At 45.5% G+C, this 18,249-nt stretch carries 17 protein-coding genes and 1 pseudogene; 2 read left to right on the forward strand and 16 right to left on the reverse strand.

Annotated elements, in window-relative coordinates; translation table 11 throughout:
* Window positions 1-8: 8 nt before the first annotated feature.
* From IPJ71_08605 to IPJ71_08665, 13 genes and pseudogenes are all read right to left on the reverse strand, one after another.
* Window positions 9-362 carry a response regulator gene (locus IPJ71_08605; GenBank protein MBK7843740.1) on the reverse strand — a complete coding sequence of 118 codons (354 nt, stop codon included), beginning with the start codon at window positions 360-362 and terminating at the stop codon, window positions 9-11.
* Window positions 359-2,422, reverse strand: a complete 2,064-nt coding sequence (locus tag IPJ71_08610) for a hypothetical protein (GenBank protein MBK7843741.1) — start codon at window positions 2,420-2,422, stop codon at window positions 359-361. The genes IPJ71_08605 and IPJ71_08610 overlap by 4 nt, the downstream gene beginning before the upstream one ends.
* A 13-nt stretch (window positions 2,423-2,435) precedes the next feature.
* Window positions 2,436-3,134, reverse strand: a complete 699-nt coding sequence (locus IPJ71_08615; GenBank protein ID MBK7843742.1) for a hypothetical protein — start codon at window positions 3,132-3,134, stop codon at window positions 2,436-2,438.
* The gene (locus IPJ71_08620) at window positions 3,109-4,626 is read right to left on the reverse strand and encodes a glycosyltransferase family 9 protein (protein ID MBK7843743.1); all 1,518 of its coding nucleotides are present in this window, start codon (window positions 4,624-4,626) and stop codon (window positions 3,109-3,111) included. The genes IPJ71_08615 and IPJ71_08620 overlap by 26 nt, the downstream gene beginning before the upstream one ends.
* Window positions 4,589-4,768: a hypothetical protein gene (locus tag IPJ71_08625; GenBank protein ID MBK7843744.1), complete on the reverse strand. Its 180-nt coding sequence runs from the start codon at window positions 4,766-4,768 to the stop codon at window positions 4,589-4,591. Before IPJ71_08625 ends, IPJ71_08620 begins: the two co-directional genes overlap by 38 nt.
* A complete protein-coding gene (locus IPJ71_08630; protein ID MBK7843745.1) occupies window positions 4,765-6,426 on the reverse strand; it encodes a glycosyltransferase family 9 protein in 1,662 nt (553 codons plus the stop codon). Before IPJ71_08630 ends, IPJ71_08625 begins: the two co-directional genes overlap by 4 nt.
* Window positions 6,423-7,049: a hypothetical protein gene (locus IPJ71_08635; protein ID MBK7843746.1), complete on the reverse strand. Its 627-nt coding sequence runs from the start codon at window positions 7,047-7,049 to the stop codon at window positions 6,423-6,425. Before IPJ71_08635 ends, IPJ71_08630 begins: the two co-directional genes overlap by 4 nt.
* Window positions 7,042-8,106 carry a tetratricopeptide repeat protein gene (locus IPJ71_08640; protein ID MBK7843747.1) on the reverse strand — a complete coding sequence of 355 codons (1,065 nt, stop codon included), beginning with the start codon at window positions 8,104-8,106 and terminating at the stop codon, window positions 7,042-7,044. The genes IPJ71_08635 and IPJ71_08640 overlap by 8 nt, the downstream gene beginning before the upstream one ends.
* 231 nt (window positions 8,107-8,337) lie before the next feature.
* Window positions 8,338-8,763, reverse strand: coding sequence for a hypothetical protein (locus IPJ71_08645; GenBank protein MBK7843748.1), 426 nt, complete (start codon window positions 8,761-8,763; stop codon window positions 8,338-8,340).
* Between the two features lie 21 nt (window positions 8,764-8,784).
* The gene (gene fliS, locus IPJ71_08650; protein MBK7843749.1) at window positions 8,785-9,174 is read right to left on the reverse strand and encodes a flagellar export chaperone FliS; all 390 of its coding nucleotides are present in this window, start codon (window positions 9,172-9,174) and stop codon (window positions 8,785-8,787) included.
* A gap of 107 nt (window positions 9,175-9,281) precedes the next feature.
* Window positions 9,282-10,628, reverse strand: coding sequence for a flagellar filament capping protein FliD (gene fliD / locus IPJ71_08655; protein ID MBK7843750.1), 1,347 nt, complete (start codon window positions 10,626-10,628; stop codon window positions 9,282-9,284).
* A gap of 142 nt (window positions 10,629-10,770) precedes the next feature.
* Entirely contained in the window at window positions 10,771-11,142 is a 372-nt protein-coding gene (locus IPJ71_08660) for a hypothetical protein (protein ID MBK7843751.1), read from the reverse strand.
* Window positions 11,143-11,297: 155 nt separating this feature from the next.
* Window positions 11,298-12,133, reverse strand: a pseudogene (locus IPJ71_08665) (flagellin FliC).
* A 791-nt stretch (window positions 12,134-12,924) separates the two neighbouring features.
* On the opposite strand from IPJ71_08665, the gene IPJ71_08670 reads away from it, so the two are divergent.
* Together IPJ71_08670 and IPJ71_08675 are read left to right on the forward strand one after the other, a co-directional pair.
* Window positions 12,925-13,368 (forward strand): hypothetical protein, encoded by a 444-nt coding sequence (locus IPJ71_08670; GenBank protein ID MBK7843752.1) that lies wholly within the window; start codon window positions 12,925-12,927, stop codon window positions 13,366-13,368.
* Between the two features lie 247 nt (window positions 13,369-13,615).
* Complete coding sequence (locus IPJ71_08675; protein ID MBK7843753.1) at window positions 13,616-14,170, forward strand: hypothetical protein; 555 nt, start codon at window positions 13,616-13,618, stop codon at window positions 14,168-14,170.
* 126 nt (window positions 14,171-14,296) lie between these two features.
* On the opposite strand, the gene IPJ71_08680 is transcribed toward IPJ71_08675, so the two are convergent.
* The 3 genes from IPJ71_08680 to IPJ71_08690 all read right to left on the reverse strand — a co-directional run bounded on the left by IPJ71_08680 (window position 14,297) and on the right by IPJ71_08690 (window position 18,068).
* The gene (locus IPJ71_08680) at window positions 14,297-15,124 is read right to left on the reverse strand and encodes a flagellin FliC (protein ID MBK7843754.1); all 828 of its coding nucleotides are present in this window, start codon (window positions 15,122-15,124) and stop codon (window positions 14,297-14,299) included.
* Window positions 15,125-15,510: 386 nt separating this feature from the next.
* Complete coding sequence (gene argH / locus IPJ71_08685; protein MBK7843755.1) at window positions 15,511-16,872, reverse strand: argininosuccinate lyase; 1,362 nt, start codon at window positions 16,870-16,872, stop codon at window positions 15,511-15,513.
* Window positions 16,872-18,068 (reverse strand): argininosuccinate synthase, encoded by a 1,197-nt coding sequence (locus IPJ71_08690; protein ID MBK7843756.1) that lies wholly within the window; start codon window positions 18,066-18,068, stop codon window positions 16,872-16,874. The genes argH and IPJ71_08690 overlap by 1 nt, the downstream gene beginning before the upstream one ends.
* Between the last annotated feature and the right edge of the window lie 181 nt (window positions 18,069-18,249).

Raw genomic sequence — 18,249 nt, forward strand, 5'->3', positions numbered from 1 at the left:
TACCTATTTCATCGACACAAGCCCTCGGCTGCAGAAAATATCGCAAAGATATCTTCAAATGGCTTGGCTACAAACATGTCCGCACCGAGGGATTTGGCCGTTTCCAGGTTATAATCCCCAGAGTAGGCAGAAATCAAGACAACCTTGGCTCCGTGGCCCGTTCCCATTTCCTTGAGTAGCTGAGGACCACTTATTCCCGGCATCAGCACATCCACAAACACCAAGTCTGGGTGCTCGGACTGCCATACTTTGCGCCCCTCGGCCCCGTTGGAGGCCTCAAAAACGGTGTGTCCCCTCAATTGCCCCACTCGCCCGAGGGCCCTGCGCAACAAAGGCTCATCATCAATGACAAGGATTCTCATTGAGAATCACCCGCAAATGGCAGGCGAATAACAAATTCGGTGCCCTCCTTCGAATTACTTTTATTCAAAAAAATCTTGCCCCCAAATCCTTCGACCACTCTCTGGCTAATACTCAATCCAAGTCCCGTTCCCTTACCTGCTTCCTTGGTAGTAAAGAAGGGATCAAAAATGGAATGCTGAATATCGACCGGGATTCCTTTTCCTGAGTCCCGTACAAGAAGGTCGATGTAATCCTGACCATTGACCGAGGAGTGATGGGTCGAAATAGTTAGAGTCCCCCCGTCTCCCATGGCCTGACAAGCATTGTTAACGATATTAAATATGACCTGTTGCAAAAGCTGAGGTTCCGCTCTCACATTTGTACTTTCTGTCGTCAGGTCAACCTCTCTGAAAAATGGAATCATTGCCGTTTTGAGCAAAGGCAAAGTTTTCTCAATCATCTCATTCAGACTGATCAAATAATTCGAAGAATCTCTCCTATCGCTCGAGAATTCAAGAAGGTTGAAAATTATCGCCTGGCACCGTGAGGCGGCCTTTTCAACCTCAACCAAATCATTGTAGAGACTGCCTCTCTCCTTGCGATCATGAAGCAATATCTGTGCAGTTGCACGAATGCCTGCAAGTGGATTATTTAATTCGTGAGCAATGTGGCCCGCCAGGTATCCTATCGCATCCATTTTCTCAACTTGGGCCACACGTGATTGAAGTGCCTGAGATTTTGTTACGTCTAAATAGTAATTCACAAAGGTGGGAGGACTTTCTCTTTCCATCAGGCGAATCGGATAAGAGTGGACTTCGAACAATCGATCTTGCCTCCTGACCTGAGAAATAACTGGTTGAGATTTTTCTAGCGCTTCTGGGAGCGGACACCCCGCGCATTTGCCCTCTGAACCATTGAAACCCATGTGGCACTTTCCAGCTCTTTCTTGTCTAAAAAATGTTTTGTTTGCACGCAAAACATTGAAATTTGCGTCCATAATTGCAATTGGCTCTTCAATGCAATCAAATGATTCCTCCCACAAGCGGCTCGTCTTTCGTAGATCTTGCTCAAGAACGATTCTATCCAAAGCAATGCTAACTGCCGGCATTCTTTGCGATATAAATTTCAAAAAAGTTTCAAGATCTGGGCCCGCAAGTGAATTCTCAAAGAAAACCACCGCCTTTGTTCGGGGCTCATTTGATTCTACCCCTTTTTTAACCGAAGGTATCGGTATTGCCAATACAGGACCAAACGGTCTGGAACAGAGATTTGCGAGGTAAAGACTGTCAGATTTTTCATTTATGCGCGGCTTCAAATCATCAGCCCAGAAATTCTGAATAGATCGGATTTTAATTTTACCACCTTGAATAAAGAACAGAGTGCATAAGCCGTCAGGGAAGGAACACACCAAGACCGGATCCTGGACTTGGTGAAATTGCTTGGTTTCTTGCTTGAGAACTTCAATGAGTTCCTCAATTGCAACTAGGCCGGCTAAATTCTTTACAAAACGAATAAGTCTCCTCATTTCAGTTTTTTGCAGATCGGATTTTGATTTTGATTTCTTCCACTCATCATCTCTATTTGCCAGAGAGCAGAGCAGGTCGGTGTTAATTCTTTCAAGCTTCTGGTTCTGAATTTTCAAATCGCTCAGATAATGTGATGTGGATCGAGCTCTTCTCCGAGAGTTGCATGCTACCGCCAGCTCCGCGCTGATATCTTGAACGCCGCTTGCCCCGTCAAAAGCTGCAAAAATACCAATTTCGTTAACTGCAGTTAAAAGCCCCGTCTCGGCCTTCTCATCGAATAAAACAATAAAAGGGAGATCAAGGTTACGAAGACGCAACTGACTCAACTGAGTTTGCCATCCAGGATGAGTCGTATCTCTCAAATCAAACAGGACGACGCCAAACTTATCCAAATTTAGAGGGCCACAGGATTCAAAACTGGCGACCATTTCGATCATTATTGGTTTTGGGTAAAAACTCAATTTTGACATCACAGCTGATGCTAACTCTGAGCCGGGCCCAACCCAAAGAACCAAGTCAAAGTGCAAGGCCAATTCTTCTGACAAATTCATCATAGCTATTCACTAACTACTTCAATTTCAAGGCTGGATCCGCCAAGCTGCTCTTGTCAGAGCCTCGAACAGGATTGCCGAGGTATTCGGAATTGGACGCCTTTGAACTAAAACTCACGTCCAATAGACCAACCAGCTCCAGCCATTGCCCAAGGGAATTGCTCAACTCATATTCCAAAATATCGGCCAATGCGACAAAATCCTTGTTCTCATAAGCCGAACAAAGATCTCTTAACACATTGGTAAAGGCCAATTCTGCACGCCTCCAAAGATCCTCAGAAACCTTCACATGAGCCCAATTTCCACAACTCTTCTTAACCAAAAATAGCCAATCACTCAGCCACCTGCACGAGTCTAAAACTTTCAAACACAGGCGATGGGCCTCGTCGTTGTTTCCCTGCTGAAATCGTTCTGCCACAAGAATAGCCGACTCTCTCACCCGAGGAAGATACTCAGAAACCGAGCGTAGGGTTTCGGCTAGAAGGTCTTGGGGGCGTTGTGATTTTATTTCTATCGATTCCAAATTTTCAACCCTCTCAGAAGCAAAGCGAATTTCGTCCTTTCCATCCATAAACATCCCGTTCACTCGGATCTCACAAATGACCTCTCCCCTGTGCCAGAAATACCCTTCGATAACCTTGATCACGTCAGATAGAGAACCCAAATCTCCAAATTCCGCGTCGATCTGCTCAGCTGTCCAAGTTGTCTTCTGCATGAGCCCCCTCCCGACCGTGGTATGTAGTTCCTTCTCCAGCCGTATATAAGCTTGCCACTAATTTTAAAGATTCAAAGACCTGACGCGTCCGCAAAGCGAGGAACTCTATATTTCCAGGACCAATCCGAAGTTTTTCGGTCTCAAACCAAGAAATAAGTGGGTCTAGCTCGGGAACCATTCTCCTGATGCCCGCTATCAAAATATCGGTTTGATTCAATATCTCAGCAGCAGCCACACGCACGCCCTCGTTCCTGAGAGTCAGAGTTTGGGAAATGGCAAGATCTGCTAATTCAGAAAGGCGGTATAGGCCGTGCAGAACCAACTCATTTGGCACTGGAGGAAAGTTTTCTTTCATATACAGGGCGCGAATAAATTCCCACTCGAATTCGTTAGGAGGGACATAATTCTCAGTTGCATAGTGAACAGGGCTCTCCTCGGTGGCTATCGCTATTTCACTTTTTGCAACATGCCCTCTGAGATGGGCCAATATTTCCTCAATGACAAGCCGAACATTATCTACTTGAGGACGATTGACAATCATTACCCTCGAACCGGATTTCAGAGGACCTGTTTCCCAAAAATTTACGATTGGAAAGCTAAGGTTAAAACATGCCACATCAGCGAGCCCTGACATCTGAATGACGACACTATCACCCCCAATCACAAGACTCGAATAGTGAAGACAAGGAAACAACTCAATCAACTGCGTTCTTCCGACCAGGCTGTGAATACGAGAGGAATTACATTTATCTAACACACGATTCGAAACCAAATAATCCTCTGCACCTCCAACGAGAATCAAATGGCCGAACCAATTGTCCAGCAAACCGCTCGCGACTTTCGCCCACTGGGACCAACTGAGCGTCTTTCTCGGATCACTGGCTGAAATGTGAAGAATGACATAATCAACTTCCGTTGGAATCCCATAGCAATCAAATATTCGATTCTTTTCTTCCAGGCTCTTCTGGTCGGGTTTAAGGGCCCAATCTTGCTCAATCAACTCAACTTCGGCGACGGACGCAAATATTTCGCTGAGGTGGGCGCGGTTGCTCTTGCCAACACCTACCTGAGCGTAAAAATAGGCACTGGGGTCATCGGGTATTGCCAAATATCCGTCCGCAGTTCGCGTATACCCTCTCACCTCAGTGTTGACCTGAGAAATTGTGCTCACGAGGTAGCTCGAAAATGGAGAAAAACTCAAATTGATGATTCGATCAAAATGATAATCTCTAAGAGAATCTGTCCATTGCGAGATGCGCTCAAATGCCTTCTGATGATCATTATTCAAACCAAATATTGGTTCAAGAATATCTGCAGAATTCATTTGATGGATTTTGCAATCAACTCCGATCCCCTCGATGGCTAACGCAAATCGCTTGCGAACCAATAAATGAATCTCCGCTCCGGGAATTTGCCTCCGAATTGCCCTTACGATAGGCCAACACTGATAGATATCACCGAGCCGTGCTAGCTGAACGACGAGTATTTTCATGTTTTAACTGCTCCTTGATCAGCTCCTCTAGCAATCGAATCTTTTTCATTTCACTCGTATAACCTTGCGTTTCAACAATTTTGCAGGCTGATTCCTCTAATTTTTTGAGAGCTTGCCTCAGATCCTTGACCCCTTCGTTCATATCATGGCTCCTTGTTCAGTTTGCATGCTGCGAACTATTCTTAAACGAATCTCCGACCTCACCTTTAGGTCCTCAACTAAGCTACAAATACGGCGCAAAACGCTCAGATTCACCAACCCCGCTTCTTGAAAGCCATTCATCGATCGAAGATAGGACAGCAACAAACCAGCGCCCCCATCCACATCAGCCTTTTTAGCTAACTCCTCGATTAAGTCGCTAAATGCGTTATTTTTGTCGCCACACCTACTGAGCATTTGAGCTTTTTCAAATACACACCGACTCCATGTCTCGAATGAAAGCGCGTCCTTTTCAATCTTAGAAAGAATGAAATTCAACTGCTCTTTATCAAAGAACGATGGATCTTTAGCCATCGAAAGCAATAGCCTTCGACCTTCGCTGCCAAACTCTCCGATCTTCTTTTGATGCTCTCTCTCCAGCATGAGTTTCCAGGTAGATTTCTCCAGGACTTTTCGCACCATCAACTCTTGTGCATGAGAACACAGAGGGGTCGCTACCCAATAGCCCGTTTCAACAAATCCTGTCTTATAAATCCGGACATCCTCGCGATATTCGTGTGCGAGCAAGCGAAGGGAGCCTTCGGATCCCTCTATGATTTGGTTAGCCACTGAAGCAACTAAAACCGGAGTCAGCCTGTCCCCGCAGCGATGGCTAGAGTGAAGGCACGGACCTCTTTGTGGACAGGGAGCACAGGGCTCAAGGGATTGTAAAATCACATTTCCGGCTCGGTACACTCCCGTCCTTCTGAAATCACTACTCCCAACGCTTAACTCAAGAGTTGGACAGCCCGCCAATCCAGCCAAATGCTTTATACTCGTATCTCCAGTTAAGAGCAATTCTGCCCTCTTAAGTAGACTAAATGCTCCAGAAATCGAACACAGGGCGAGGCGACTATTTAGTTTCCTTATTTCACATTCTGCGCTCAGCTGCAGAAGCAAATCTCGTTCAAAAGGTGCCCCCAATATTAAGATGCGTGAATGCGGCTGTAGTAATTTGAGCGAACACAATGTCTCTATCCAATATTTCTCGCTCCAATTTTTTTTTGCATCGCTAGTCAAAGTTTGAACAAGAACGAGAGGCCCATTGCCCCTGGGAATCAGATTTTCCGCTTCTCGCAGGCCATCCTCGGTTTCACGCAAAGTTAATTCATTTATTGGTCTCACCCCAGCACCGTAGGAAAACATGTCACTGTAATGAAACGGTTCCAGGTCTTCCTCTCCAGCACAATCATTGAGATGGCTGAACCAGGAGGAGCCATATAGCCCCATGCCATTTCGATCAATCCTTAGACCAATCTTATCTCGGGCATGAATGGCTGAGCACAACCATCCGCTCAATCGGTTTTGTGTCACGTTGATCAGGAGATCAAAGAATTCCTTATTGAGATTGTCCACCATAGCGCCAAGTTTATGAAATGAGTCAAAAAGTGAATGATCATAGTCGCCAAGTCCCAATTGAAGGCTGGACCGGTCAAAATAGTGCCAACGAACAAAATCAACCAGTGGCACCAAAGATGAAACCTCAGAGTTTACCAATAAATGAATATCAGCCCCTGGGTGAGCCTGACGCAGGCCATGCAGCATTGGAAGAGCCATCAGGACATCGCCAATTCTAAGAAGACTAACCACAAGTATTTTCATTTGATTAACTCTCGCAATGCTCGCATCAGAAAAAAATCGAGATCCGGAACAAGTCCCAATTCATTGCCACTAAGTCGATCGAATACCTTCCAGTCGATCGAATCCTCCTGTGATCGCAAAGAAAATTTTGGACTCAATTTTGAAAAGCCAGGCACCAATCCTATTTGATATCTCAATCCCTCACTTGTTCGGCCAAGAAGAATTCCTCTCATTCGCTCGTACCAGAGAGGATTGATCGCAACGCTCGGAAGATGAGTCAAAATTCTAAACTGACCCCCTACTATCTTGCGCAGATCAATATTCTTGAATATCGATGTCGTCTCCTCCGATTTCAAAATCGGCACTTCAAAGAGTTCAATGGGAAACTGCTGCTGAGCAAATTGAATACAACGCGGATGAGCCTCAAATACGGCTAGTCTAAGGTTAGGATGTTTTCTGCGGATAGCGGCAATGTGATAACCCGCGCCCAATCCGAGTACGATCACTCCAATTCCAGCAGTCAAGATCTGGTGATGCCCCTCTATCCATCTATTGCCCTCTTTTACCGGATCAATCTGTGAACAGAGCAATCTTTCGCAAACTCTCAGAATGGGGTCTCCCGATTTGGAATAGGTTTCATCCATGGGATGGATCAACCCCCCTCAGATGCAAACTTAAGCCCTGTTCAATTTGTTTCTTGAGCTTCAGGCCATCACTAGAATGCGGATCTAAAGTGAGAAACCTCTCAATTTCAAGATCTGCCTGATTCAATCTTCCCAACCAATAGAGAAACTGCGCTAAAACAAGGCTCTTCTTTGCGTCTCGATCGTTCAATTGAAGATAGGATTCTAAACGCGGGACAGCTCTCGCGATTTGATTGTCCTTTGTCGCCCAATCGGCAATGAGTTCCAAAGCAATTTCGTTTCTTGGATTTAGGTCCAAAGCTCTCTCGACATTTCCCCAGGATAAATTGAGATCGCCGAACTGCCGATGAACCAAGGCCAAGCCAAGCCAGGCGCGATCATTTTCGGAGTTCTCGTGAACCGCCGCTCGAAACCTCACGGCCGCCCGATCCAACTGACCTCTCTGAATTTCTAGGGATCCATAATTCACCAAGAGTACATCGGAATTAGGATTGAGGGCAAAAGCACGATTGTAATACTCTTCGGCTCCATCACGATCTCCATTCCGAAGAGCCAAGTTGCCAAGGCTCTTGAAGGCTTCAAAAAGCTCCAGTTCTGTGTGGGTGTGCCATTCCAAACCCAAGAGAAAATGGTTTGTGGCCTCATCATCCTGACATATTTTATAGTAAGCGGCTGCCAATCTAAAATGCACATCTCCTGACTCGCAAATTCTGAGCAATTCTGAATAACAACGGATAGCGTCGTCTATCTGTCCTTCGGCTACTAGGCTATCTCCCATCAAACGAATCGCGAGTGGGTGTCGTGAATTTTGCCCTAGCACTCTGCGAAGAAGCGATCTCCCCAAGGAGTGCTCTCCTGCCTCGATCAATACAATTGCATTTTGTAGAATCTCAGCATGGGTTGCGGAGGCCGGTGATTTCATCGCCTCACTCCCGAACTTTTCGCTCCCCAAGCTGGCCTGAGTACGAGTGGAACACAAAGAAGGACCCACATTCTTTAAATTCAACAAGGATTCAAGGGATTCTGAACGTACTTCAACAGTGTCAATGATAGGCATAATCCACCCTCTCAAAAGGAGAAAGCAACTACAATGCCAGCCTCAAAAGGGAATGAAGAGGGAGCCGATAAAAATATAAGACAGAATTTTGACGGGCAAAATGCATGAGTCGGAATTTTGACATGCCCTGCTTCACTTGAGCTGGATCTGGATCTGGATCTGGAGCTGGAGCTGGAGCTGGAGCTGGAGCTAAAGTCCAGCCGCAATGGGGCTCACCGCAATTTCATAATTCTAGATCTTTTCATCCAAATGAATATCACTGATTCCTGAATGATAGCCCTTCATGGCCTTTCGGGCAGATTTCACCGAACAAAGTTCCTTGATAATCATCGACTTTGTTGCCTCTATAACAGATAGAATGTGCAAATCTTGGGCTAGAATTTTCGCCACCAGGTCATTCTTGAGTGTCAAACATTCAAGGACTGATTTTCGGTTCGCGTTAGTAATCTCTTCGTAATTCAAAACATTGCTATTTGAATCTTCGATTTTCTTATCGATTTTTTGAATCATATTCAGAATTGACTCGCGTCCCTGATAAAAATTGTCAAGATTATCAAAATTACCTCCATCGAAATTGACAATTTCTGCCGCATTTAGATCGAAGAATAATTGAAGGCAGTTGTTCTTATTCTCCAGCAAACCGACTATATCCGTCATATCCACCCTCCTGGTCGACTTTTATCTCACTTGCTCTTCTTTTTTAATTTTTTCAATTGCCTGCGTCCAACCTTCATACAAAGTAGTTAATACTCTCAATGCATTCTCAAGGTGCTCGACCTTGCCGTGCACGTTCGCTTGAGTCAGCTGATCCGTAATAAACATATAGAGTTGTTCCAAATTTGCAGCCAAATCCCCACCTACCTCATGATTTAGGGTGGAGTTGAGCTCGATCACAATATCGAAGGCCCTGCCAATATTTTCCCCTCGTCCAGCAATATCTTTTCTCTCCATCGCAAGTTGGGCGCGCTTGATATATTTTATCGCTCCTTCGTACATCATCAGGAGAAGTTTTTCTCTACTTGCGCTCTCTACAGAAGTTTTCTTGTACTGCTGATATCCGCTTTTCATAACTTTTATTACCCTCTGACCTTTTATTGGTCTGACCTTTCCTTCAGGATATTCTCACTGCTCTTTCAACGTATCGGTGTTTCAAAATGAATGTTAACGTCTCTTCGCTATCCCGGACCTACTTTTCCTCCACCACCAATGGCCGCTAACTGTCCTCCCTGAGACTTCAGTCGTGACATTGTCTCTTCCAAGGCAGAAAATTTCCTTCGCAGGCTGGCTTCCTTTCTTTCCATCATTTTTTCTTTATTTGAAATGTTGTCATCTATTCGCCGAATATTACCTTGTAGCGAACTCTTACGAAGGGCGAGAGGACCAAAGGCTGAATTATTTATTGTGGCCAGCGTGCTTTTCAAGCTAGGAATAAAGCCCACGTTGAACCCATCCCCAGCGAAAAACATCTGTACTCCGCCCGGATCCTTTGCAAGGACGGCGTTGAACTTCTCCTGATCAAAATCGACCGTGCCGTTGCGATTAAATGCAATTCCAAGCTGATTAAGTCGCGTGATCGAAGAAGGTATTCCGTACTGAGGATCCTGCAAGAGTCGGCGAAGCCGAGTCTCTATTCCCCTCAACATCCCGTCTCCGCCCAAGGTTTGGGTCGTATCCGTTTTCTCGTCCATTCGATTTTGTCCCTGAATAAAACTGAGAACTTCATTGATAGATTTGACAAACTGGTCGACTTTTCCTGCAACTACCTGCTGGTCTTCCTTGACTGTAACGTTCACCTGGCGACCGGGCGCTGCTTGCTTAATATCCAAGGTCACTCCGGGAATGATATCGGTGACCGTATTGCTGTTGATTGCAAATTCAAATCCATCGACTTTGATGAGTCCGTTGCGTGCTTCTCTTTGGCTATCGAAATAGAGATCTAAATCTCCATCTAAAAAATACAAAGTGGGATATTGGATTTGATTATCTCCTCCAACTGAATCACCAGAAATCATCAGCTTAAACGGACGGTCCGGATCATTTCGATCATTGACAACGGTCGCCCTCACTCCAACTCCAGAGGAATTAATTGCCGCGGCCGCTCCTTCAAGAGTGTTGTTAGTCCCATTTATATAGACTTCCTTGCTCCCATCTGGAGTTTCGAACTTGAAATAGCCAATACCTAACTCTGTGTGATTTTTATCGGGAAATCCATTTGTGACGGCTGAAGCTTTCTGAGCGAGTTCCACCACTTCAATATTCCAACTCCCCGAAACACTTGCGCTTGGGTCAACGGCTCCTTGTACGATATTTGGATCGCCTGATTGAACTTTAATATCATTGAAGCCCTTTGTGGAAGCCAGCGTTCCGATTGAATCTCTCACTTTGCCCAGGCGTGATTCTAAGTCCGCAACAAGTTTAAGACGTGTTTCTTCTTTTGTCTTTTTACCTTGAAGAACCTTTATAGGTTGCCTCTCCACTTCGATCAGTTGATCAACCAGATTTGGGGGCAATCCACTTGCCATTCCACCAAAAGTAATTGCGGGCACCCGAGTCCTCCTGACAATGGTGAGATGATGTCTTTTTTGATTATGACCCAAAATTGGAGTTTCTTATGAGTCAATAAAATGGCTTGGACCAATATTCTTAAAATTGATCAACCTAATGTCACATTGCCTTGTCAAGAATATGACCGGTCTTCTTCTCTTGATTTTTCAGGACATGCCAAAGATCCAATTCGGTCAAACGTCGTACAACCTCGCCGGTTGGCCCCTCGACTAAAACAATCGAACAGGCCTCTTTCGTTACAATTCTAAGATTCAGGGAACTTGCCTTTACGCCAGATAATTCCTTTAGAATCTCAACCGCTTTGGCCACCTCTTCTGGAGTCAATGGCCTTTGCGGATGACCATCGTTTCGTTCTTGTTTTCCATTTGGCTCGCGATCACCCGCTTCGTGAGAAGCCACCTCTTGTTTGGCTCCTAACTTCGCCCGTGATGCTAGCCCCGGAATGAGCGGAAGAATGGACTTAATGTTCATGCTTCCTTAATCGGGCAAATCACGAAAAAACATTATTTTGAACTGCGATTCTAGCCCTCAGTTCTAGGTCAAAAGTACCCCAGGGGGATCCCCCTGGGTAGGTTTGGCACCGAAGGAACAAAAGGAGTCTAAGTTCCTTCTAGTCTCACAAATTCCTATTGATTTATCAAACGCAATGCCGCCGCTGGTGTTTGATTGGCCTGTGCGAGTACCCCTATTGAGGCGCTCAACAAAATATTGTTTCTGGCCAACTCCGCTGATGATTGAGCTACGTCAGTATCTCTAATTCGAGAATTCGCGGCAGAAAAATTCTCGATTGCAACTCCCAGATTTTCGGCTGTGGAGATCAAGCGGTTTTGTATAGCTCCCAATGTGGCCCGATATCCGTTGACCTGGCGCTGAGATCCTTCCAGTATGTCAAGTGCCTCGCGTGCTCCATCTTTGGACGAAAAATCAAATCCATCTACGCCCAATTCAGGAGTGGTTGCGACTTGAGCACTGGAGTCAAAATTTATTCGATCCTGAAAATCATTATTTCCAATATCTACTTGAAACGAAAATTCCTGTCCCGATCCATCTAACAAACGAGTCTGTCCAAATCTTGTCGATTCAGCAATTCGTTGCATCTCAGACTTTAACTGCTGAACTTCCTTATCAATAAAGCCCCTTTCAGTATCCCCACAGTGTCCGACGAAGCCTGGACCCCTAGTTCTCTCATGCGAGTGAGAATATTGCTGACCTCCGCCAGTCCCCCTTCAGCGACCTGCACCATTGAGATTCCATCATTGGCATTGCGCTGAGATTGAGTGTATCCCCGAATGGTTGATTTCAGAGTTTCACTGATAGACAAACCGGCGGCATCATCTGCAGCTTTGGTGATCCTGCTGCCGCTCGCCAGCTGAGTGAAGCTTTTCTCCAGACTTCGTTGGCTACGAGCCAAAGTGTTTTGCGCCGCAATGGACGATATATTGGTACTTACTGTTAAGGACATAATGCCCTCCTTTTGTTAAGTAAAAATCCTTCTCTCCGTTGGGACGGCCTCACCTACAAGGCACTATCTCAAGCGTGGCCATCCTTTGGCCTGGGTTGAACACATTGGAGCAGAGAACCTTTTCTCACCCGTCCTTCAAACGAAAATGGTGTCCGCAGTCACTCAGACAACATCTCCTCAAACGGGTTCGACTTTGGTACTGCTGCTTGCTTACTCAACCTTTCGGCTAGGTCTAGCTGCACTTGAGTCGAGTCTAGTCAAACTGGACCTTTGTCCACAGAAAACTAGACTTTTGTCATGGTCAAGCTCGACTATTGTCAGATGAAAATCAATTTTTCATCGACCAAGCCTAGACCTTCGTCAAGAAATACCGAGGCTCTTGCTTGGGCGATACGGACTTTGGAACAGAACGCGAGAACAATTTGAATGCCAGCGAAATTCCGCTAGATCTTCACAAGAACAGAGGTAAGGCTGACACAAATTTGACAGGTCTGAAGTTAATTTGAATGCGAGCTGATCCAATTTAATGTAAGAAGAGCCAGGCGGAGGGAGCAGTGATCAAAAATCCATCCTGGGGGGGCCACCATTGATTGAGCCAGACATACCAGGAGGCAAAATGTATTGTCCTCATTCAGTTAATATTGGGGGACCCGTTTTGGGATTAATTCGGTATGTATATTACTTTTCTCTCTTCTAGAGCCAATCAAGCATGCTGTGAACTCGTTAGGTTAATATCTTTATCCATTCTTTTTTCTTTGTCGTTTTTTTTCCCTCTTAAACACGCAACTGGTATGCCCAATTTTTCAAGCGCAGAACCAATTGGCGATAAACTGGTGGTCACTTGCAACATAACGAAATCCATTTTCTATGAAGCCGGAGGCTCAACGGTTTCCGCGATTCGAAAATCGATAGAAATTCATTTCGAAGATGACAACAGATTTATCCTCGATGACGAAATCACCAATGACGGTGAAACGAAGGAGACCATCTCAAGGAGTTTGATCCAAATGGAATATAAGGCGATAGACAAAGCTCCTTCAGCCAGAAAAGGTATTCTTATTGCCTATCTTAATGGAGGATATCTGGGTGAATTTGAGGTTTCCCGATCACGTTTTCATACGGGAATGATTGAACGAGATACCTCCTATCAGTCTCCTCATTCAATTTTTAGCCGAATGGCCACAAGCTTGTACGGTCCGAAGGTGCAGGCAAATCTCAAATTGCATTGCTTCTAGAAACATCAAAATAGGTTTTGCGATGATTTTGTGTTCAGCAGGGTAAAAATGACAGCCCGAGAAGTCGATCGCACTCTCTTTCCCATCCATATGAGATACCTGAGACAGCCTTGCGAATGGCACTCTAAGTGCATCTTACCCGTGCGTCCTTCACACCAAGGACAAGTTGGCAGGACATTGAAATCCAGAAGGAGCCTTGAATCGCATGAGCGAAATCCATTTTGTGCTGAAAAATAATCTGAAAAAATTGAAGATAGTAATAGGTCGCCATATGGCACATGGTCTTGCCATCGTCATTACCACACATCAGGTGTTCGCTTTTGCGGATCCCCGGTCGAGCGCAACGGAGCAATTAAGATACCGATTGAATATCGCTTGTCGCGTGACGAAATCCATATGGCATGAATCGGGGGGAATGACTGTTTCGTTCCTACAAAAATCATTTGAAATTGATCCTGATACTCCTGAACGATTCACTCTTGATGACGAGGAGTTAAGAGATGAAAGCAACAGCAAGACGATCCTCAATTACCTTTTTGAATTGGAATACCTGCCATCTCAAGGCGATACTAGGACAAAGGACGGAGTTCTTATTTTGTATTTGAATGCCGAATATTTCGGAGAATTTAAATTTGCCCGCTCCCGGTTTGAAAAAGGAAGCTTTGAGCAAGATGTTTCCGCCCATTTTCCTGGATCAATTCTGAGACGGGTCGCCTCGGGGATTCTTGGACCGAAGGTAAAGATAAAATTCAAAGTGGAATGTGATTCAGCATATGCAAGCTGGAAAAAGAAAGTCATGTGAGAACTGGTGACCCACCATTAAAAATACCCCGGGGCTTGTGGGAGGGCCCCAGGGCGGGCTTAAGAGTAGCTTCGTCTGTGGGCTACTACTCCGTAAACCTTGGAATCTCTTTTCAAAACTCTATTTTCAATTGAGCAACTTAAGTGCAGATGCTCCATTTTGATTAGCAGCCGCGAGAACAGAAACAGAGGCGGCTTGAAGAACCTGTGCCGAGGCCAACTCAGCAGATTCAAATGCCACATCGGCATCCCTAATTCGTGATTTTGCTGCGGATAAGTTCTCATTTTGAATATCCAAATTGGAAGTTGTAATCTGCAAGCGGCTTTGGACCGCGCCAAAATCAGCTCTCAAATTTCCGAGTTTGACTATTGCTTGGTCAACAGCTTCCAATGTAGATCGAGCCGAATCCTTGTCCTCGACTGAAATTCCATCGATTCCCAATGTCGAAGCCGTCGCATCCGCAGAGATTTTGTATCGAATAATATTTTCCTCACCGGAGAATGGGCCCACGTGATATTCCAATTCTTCGCCGGACCCATCCAGCAAGGTCTTATTTCCAAATCGAGTTGATTTTGCAATCCTGTCGGATTCATCAACCATTTGTTGAGCCTCTTGATTGAGAAAACTTCTCTCTACTTCTGAGACAGTGTCAGAAGCTGCCTGTACGCCTAATTCACGTAAACGAATGAGAATATTGTTAATCTCATTGAGACCGCCCTCACTGACTTGAATCAATGAGCCGGCATTGTAGGCGTTGTTGCGAGCCATCTTTATGCCCGCGAGCTGACCACGAATATTTTCCGAAATTGCCAAACCGGCCGCATCGTCAGCGGCGGTGACGATGCGACTGCCTGAGGCCAATGCTTGCTCAGCGTGCTCCATTCGATTTTGCTGCTTCGTCAGCTGCCTCTGTGCGCTGATTGAAGCGATGTTTGTATGAATCCTTAAGCCCATTTTGTACCTCCCAAAAACCTTGTGGCACCATCCTGTTTAGGCCCCACTTCGCACACAGATTCTCCGGGTTATAAAGAATCCCCTGGCCCCACGGCCAGACGCGTAAAGGTGGCAATCATTGCCTTGGTTGTTAATATTCAGTTTTTAAATTTGGAGGTTTGCAGAAAGGTCAGGACCGATGGCCCCTTCCTTTCTGACTCTCGATAAGCCTTCTACTCAGTGACTGCTGAAACAGAAGTCCATCAAGCGTGCTCCAACGTGTTCAGGAAGCTTCTCGGCTTTGGTCTAGGAAGCTTTAGGCCTTTGGTCTAGGTTTTCTATGTCTTGCTGCGTCTTGTGCTTGAAATCAGAGGAGCGAATCTTCGAAAAAAAATTTGAAAGATTTTCTATTCGGCTATTTTTATCTGACGACTCACTGCATTAGGCGCTGTCCCGCCTTCCGATGTCCTTGCTTCCATCACTGCTCGATGAGGTACAACGCAGAGCACATCCGACTCGAAGAGGGGGGAGAACTGGCGAAATGTCTTTAAATCCAATGCCTCGATTGGTTGATCAGTTAAGGCACAATGCATTACAATTTTGCCAACCACCTCATGAGCCTGACGAAAGGGTAAGCCCTTCTTCGCAAGGTAATCGGCAAGGTCGGTCGCATTGGAGGTATCACCCAATAAACTCTTTGCCATTTTCTCTGGATGAAATTTTGCGTTTTCGAGCATCAAAACAAACATGCGCGTCGATCCCCGAAGGATATCCAGAGATTTGAAAACGAGTTCCTTATCCTCTTGAAAATCACGGTTATAACTCAGGGGCACTGCCTTCATTAATGTGAGGGCCGCCATCAACTGACCAAAAACAACCCCCGTTCGCCCTCGAATGAGCTCTGCCACATCTGGATTCTTTTTGTTAGGCATGATGGAACTGCCCGTGGTCACGCTGTCGTCAAGAGTCAAAAATCCAAACTCTGGTGTCGACCATAAAATGAATTCTTCGGCCAAACGAGAGAAATGAGTCATGGTGATAGAAGCGATGGACAATAACTCCAAAACGAAATCTCTGTCTCCGACGGTATCAAGACTATTTTCGGTGACCCCATCAAATTGCAATTCTTTGGCTACCATCCGCCTATCAATTGAAAATCCTGTTCCAGCCAGAGCGGCAACTCCAAGGGGACATTTATTGAGCCGCTTCTTAAAATCGATGAGCCTCTCTCCATCTCTATGGAACATCCAAAAATAGGCCATCAGATGATGAGCCAAACTGACTGGCTGCGCATGCTGGGTGTGAGTCAAACCGGGGAGCAAGGTATTGAGATGATTTTTTGCATTATTTTTCAAGACCTCGCGCAGGGCCCGCAATTCATCTAACCATTCAGTGACCGCTACCCGCAGATAAAGCTTGGTACTCAGTAAAACCTGATCGTTTCGACTGCGTGCTGTATGAAGCTTACCTGCCACCTCTCCGATTTCTTCGGCAAGAAGTCTTTCTACTTCCGAATGGACATCCTCAGCCTCAGACTGAAACTTGCACTCGCCTGAGGAAAGCTTGGCTGCAACCGAATCAAGACCACGCACAATCAGCTCAGAATCGGGCAGGCTAATGATTCCACATTTTCCCAACATTCGAGCATGGGCCTGACTCCCCTGAATATCGTATGGCCAAAGACGTTGATCTATGGCGATGGAACTCGTAAAGGCCAGAACTTCTTGATGCATCTCCTTACCAAACCTTCCGCCCCACAACTTCGCCATTACGTGTTCGCCCTCTTAAGTTGATAATACATGCGTGATTGCATGCCAAAATTCTTGACCTGCCCCGTACTCTCATTCTGATCAAAAGTCGAAGAATCAAAACTCGCTAGATCTTCATTGTAAAGCGCCCATTTGGATTCACGACCAATGACCTGAGCCACCCCTTTGAATAACTTCAATTGCACAAGCCCATTCACTCTCAGCTGTGTCTGATCAATGAATGCTTCGAGATTTTCCTTTAATGGGTCCCACCAAAGACCTTCATAGGCCATTCGACTCCATTCTTGGTCAACCAAGGACTTAAATCGAATTTCCTCTCTTGTAAGAACTAGATTTTCTAATGCCCTATGAGCTTTGAGAAGAATGGTTGCCGCAGGACACTCGTAATTTTCCCTTACCTTCAAGCCTAACATACGATCTTCCATAATATCGATGCGGCCAATCCCATGAGCACCAGCAAGCCGATTCAACTGAACAACCATTTGTGCTGGACTCAGACTCTTACCATTGAATTCTACTGGAACTCCCTTTTCAAATTTGAGAGTGATCGATTCCGGCACAGATAGAGCTTTCTCTGGACTCAACGTCCACTGATAGATCTCCTCAGGAGGAACAAAATTCGGTTCCTCCAGGCGTCCGCCCTCGATTGATCTTCCCCAGAGATTCTCGTCAATTGACCAGATCTTGTCTAAACTCTGTTGAATTGGAATATTTCGCTTTTTCGCATAATCGATTTCCCAACTCCGAGTCATATTCCTTTCTCGAATAGGCGCGTGAATGACGGCCTCAGGAATCATCGCCCGTATTGCAAATTCAATACGGAACTGATCGTTCCCTTTGCCAGTACATCCATGAGCAAAGGAGGTCGCATTTAACTGGCGTGCAATCTCAGCAGCTTTTGCCCCAATCACAGGACGAGCAATTGAAGTGCTCATCGGATATCCCTGATAATCCCCATTGGCTTGGAGCGCCTTAAAACAGTAATCTTTGGCAAATTCCTCTTTTGCATCAACGGTGTAATGCTCAGTTCCCAAGGCTTTTGCCTTGTCCTGCGCCTGATCCAGGTCAGACTGTGGTTGTCCCACATCAACAGTCACTGTCACAATTCGCTCGTAACCATATTCTTCCCGCATTAACGGAATACAAATAGATGTGTCCAATCCCCCAGAATATACCAACACAACAGTCTTTGACATAAGTCGCCTTTCTCGCATTCTCATCGAATTCTCATTGCATTTGTTGTCTGCCCCACCGAAGGAACTGACACAAAACCCACACTCAGCTGACAGGACATAAAAGATAAACCCGAATGCCGTCAACTTGAAGTGCATAAATTTCCATTTTTTTATTTTTTTTGAAATTTAGCTGGATATTTTA

The organism is Bdellovibrionales bacterium (assembly GCA_016714165.1).
Lineage (GTDB): Bacteria > Bdellovibrionota > Bdellovibrionia > Bdellovibrionales > UBA1609 > JADJVA01.

What these genes read in the sequence shown, in the direction of transcription:
- IPJ71_08610 (MBK7843741.1), bottom strand. Translation starts at nt 2,422, where the DNA reads ATGATGAATTTGTCAGAAGAATTGGCCTTGCACTTTGACTTGGTTCTT.
- IPJ71_08680 (MBK7843754.1), bottom strand. Translation starts at nt 15,124, where the DNA reads ATGGGCTTAAGGATTCATACAAACATCGCTTCAATCAGCGCACAGAGG.
- fliS (MBK7843749.1), bottom strand. Translation starts at nt 9,174, where the DNA reads ATGAAAAGCGGATATCAGCAGTACAAGAAAACTTCTGTAGAGAGCGCA.
- argH (MBK7843755.1), bottom strand. Translation starts at nt 16,872, where the DNA reads ATGGCGAAGTTGTGGGGCGGAAGGTTTGGTAAGGAGATGCATCAAGAA.
- IPJ71_08615 (MBK7843742.1), bottom strand. Translation starts at nt 3,134, where the DNA reads ATGCAGAAGACAACTTGGACAGCTGAGCAGATCGACGCGGAATTTGGA.
- IPJ71_08620 (MBK7843743.1), bottom strand. Translation starts at nt 4,626, where the DNA reads ATGAAAATACTCGTCGTTCAGCTAGCACGGCTCGGTGATATCTATCAG.
- IPJ71_08635 (MBK7843746.1), bottom strand. Translation starts at nt 7,049, where the DNA reads ATGGATGAAACCTATTCCAAATCGGGAGACCCCATTCTGAGAGTTTGC.
- IPJ71_08690 (MBK7843756.1), bottom strand. Translation starts at nt 18,068, where the DNA reads ATGTCAAAGACTGTTGTGTTGGTATATTCTGGGGGATTGGACACATCT.
- IPJ71_08645 (MBK7843748.1), bottom strand. Translation starts at nt 8,763, where the DNA reads ATGACGGATATAGTCGGTTTGCTGGAGAATAAGAACAACTGCCTTCAA.
- IPJ71_08605 (MBK7843740.1), bottom strand. Translation starts at nt 362, where the DNA reads ATGAGAATCCTTGTCATTGATGATGAGCCTTTGTTGCGCAGGGCCCTC.
- IPJ71_08660 (MBK7843751.1), bottom strand. Translation starts at nt 11,142, where the DNA reads ATGAACATTAAGTCCATTCTTCCGCTCATTCCGGGGCTAGCATCACGG.
- IPJ71_08640 (MBK7843747.1), bottom strand. Translation starts at nt 8,106, where the DNA reads ATGCCTATCATTGACACTGTTGAAGTACGTTCAGAATCCCTTGAATCC.
- IPJ71_08630 (MBK7843745.1), bottom strand. Translation starts at nt 6,426, where the DNA reads ATGAAAATACTTGTGGTTAGTCTTCTTAGAATTGGCGATGTCCTGATG.
- IPJ71_08625 (MBK7843744.1), bottom strand. Translation starts at nt 4,768, where the DNA reads ATGAACGAAGGGGTCAAGGATCTGAGGCAAGCTCTCAAAAAATTAGAG.
- IPJ71_08670 (MBK7843752.1), top strand. Translation starts at nt 12,925, where the DNA reads ATGCCCAATTTTTCAAGCGCAGAACCAATTGGCGATAAACTGGTGGTC.
- fliD (MBK7843750.1), bottom strand. Translation starts at nt 10,628, where the DNA reads ATGGCAAGTGGATTGCCCCCAAATCTGGTTGATCAACTGATCGAAGTG.